The organism is Microvirga sp. P4_G7, assembly GCF_056401005.1.
The window spans coordinates 1-2,114 of the sequence record NZ_JBFUKD010000640.1 but is presented as its reverse complement, the minus strand read 5'-3'; the positions used below and the strand labels follow the sequence as shown (position 1 = coordinate 2,114).

Below are 2,114 nucleotides of genomic sequence, written 5' to 3'. Positions count from 1 at the left end.
AGGGTACCTAGCGCGCGGCCTTCGTCGCTCCAGTGCAGTACCAGCGTTTCATGGTCATGATCATCATGATGCAAAGAGAATGGGGGCGCATTCAGAGTCCGAGCAATTTGGCGAGGCGCCTCCACCGGGAGATAACCCCGGTCAAGCAACGCTTTTTGGATCGCCGCGCGAGCCATTTCTAACGTTTCTTGGGGTTGAATATGGTCGATCTCTAGGACACAGACATCAACGTCGACCACTTCGAATCTCGCCTGGATACCTAGGCTGGCTACAGCCTCTAACGCGGATGCGACAACGCTCTGGTCAGGCGTTGCAAACGAAAGGCGGTTTCGGTGACCGTCTCGGTCAGTCTCGATCCACGAGTGCGCCCAACTTTTCTCGGGTACACCATAGTATTCCGTCTGGGTGGTAAACAGCCCGTCCCAAATCAGCGCCAAGTCGCGCGGCAAGAGAGAGTGCGCGGCGAGACATTGTAGGATAGGCTCAATCGTCAGCACTGTGAGATACCCGAGTTCCTCCGCGGCACCATCTCGTACAAGGCTCCACGTTACAAGTCCGAGCGCGAACTCCCATTCCGAAAGTACGACGCCACCACTGAGACCGCCGCGCGCTGGGACCGAGACGATAAAGTGGACGTGATCAACGTTGACCAGGTCGACAACCGCGTTGATCTGACCACGAAAAGCAACCAGAACATTCCTTTTCGAGAGCGGAATGGGGGGGAAGCCCAGAATTAGTACCTCGTTTAGCATGAAATCGTTATCGCAAATCCAATCATCGAGGTGGCCACCGAGCGGAATCACTGGCAACCCCGCGAGCGTCGGAATCGAGAACACAGCGACATCCTTTTCAGGGTCGGGATGAGGCTTCGCTTCAATCGAGACTAATTGACCGGCGACTTCTACATGGCATGATTGCTGACCGAATACGACGTGCCGCGCCGTGACGAAGGCGCCGTCGCCAACATGAAAGGCTGAGCCGACATGTTCGTCACCCTTCGCGTCCACTGTGACTACCGCAACTAAGCTTTCTCTGTAGCGGCGGCAGAGATCCTTGGCATTTAACGACTTAGAAGGAGGCGGTTGGTCGCTCATAAGGCCTGCCACTAGAGTTTAGTGCTCTCGATTTTCTATCTATTTGTGATCTTTGCAACCGGCGCTAAATCGGTTGAAACGGAAACGCTGCGTCAAGAATTTCGTCGAGCACGCTGACAGGATCCTCGACTTGCTCGCGAACTGTGCGTCCGAATGCGCATGCAAGTATTACCTTGCCGGGCCCGTTCTTTTCTATTGCCCATTTTGCGCCGATGAGGTGTCCACCGTTCGTCTTGACATCGTCCATCAAGACGATTTGCCCTTGAACCTGCTCGATCACTTTGTACTTGAGGTACAAATCGAGCGGTCGGCGTGGCCCGCCTTCTCGGGCCTTTTGTTGTGKCTCTTTGAAGACCAAAGCTGGAAGGGCCGTGAGCTGGCCTTTGGAGCACTCAGCAATAGCGAGAGCAAGAGCGAGAGTTCGGAAATTCTGGGTGTCCGCACTGATCACGTGGGAATTGGGAATTGGGACAATGGTTGCGGAGCCCTCAATTCTCTTCAGAATCTGATGGCACATCCAGTCTGGCACCATCCGTCGGTATTCGTGAATGTTGTTTTCATCGAACTTCCTATACCCCGCATCGAGTTTCAGGCCAAAGTACCCATTGATTGGATCCCCTTTGACGGCCTTGACCATCTTGCTGGCTGTATGGTCATCCGGTCTGAAAGGGAAATCTCCGGCGGGATACGAACAGAGCGTGACGACTTTAAGCTCTTCCGGCTCTAACGGCATCGACGATTTCCTGAGTAGAAGACAGAATCCGAACCCTTGGGTTGCCCATGAACTTCTTTGGCCAGGTTAAGGATCGATCATCGGCCACCGATTTCATAATGAAGAGCCATCGTTCCAATTTTACACATTCAGCAGCTTGGTGAAGCGTCCCCGATGTGTCGGACGCCTCGACAATCACAGTTGCATCGGAAATCGCCGCCATGACGCGGTTGCGTTTCGGAAAATTCGCCTTGAACACCGCCTCACCAATGTCAAAGGGGGTGAGTAAGAGGTGATCGCGATAAATC

At 53.9% G+C, this 2,114-nt stretch carries 3 protein-coding genes; all 3 read right to left on the bottom strand.

Annotation, left to right across the window (positions count from 1 at the left end; all coding sequences use genetic code 11):
• A partial coding sequence (locus AC1DT3_RS18980) for a S1 family peptidase (RefSeq protein WP_477466774.1) occupies positions 1–1,094 on the bottom strand: 1,094 nt, incomplete at its 3' end.
• 64 nt (positions 1,095–1,158) lie between these two features.
• Entirely contained in the window at positions 1,159–1,827 is a 669-nt protein-coding gene (locus AC1DT3_RS18975) for a hypothetical protein (RefSeq protein ID WP_477466773.1), read from the bottom strand.
• A partial coding sequence (locus tag AC1DT3_RS18970; RefSeq protein ID WP_477466772.1) for a DNA-processing protein DprA occupies positions 1,802–2,114 on the bottom strand: 313 nt, incomplete at its 5' end. The genes AC1DT3_RS18975 and AC1DT3_RS18970, both read right to left, overlap by 26 nt.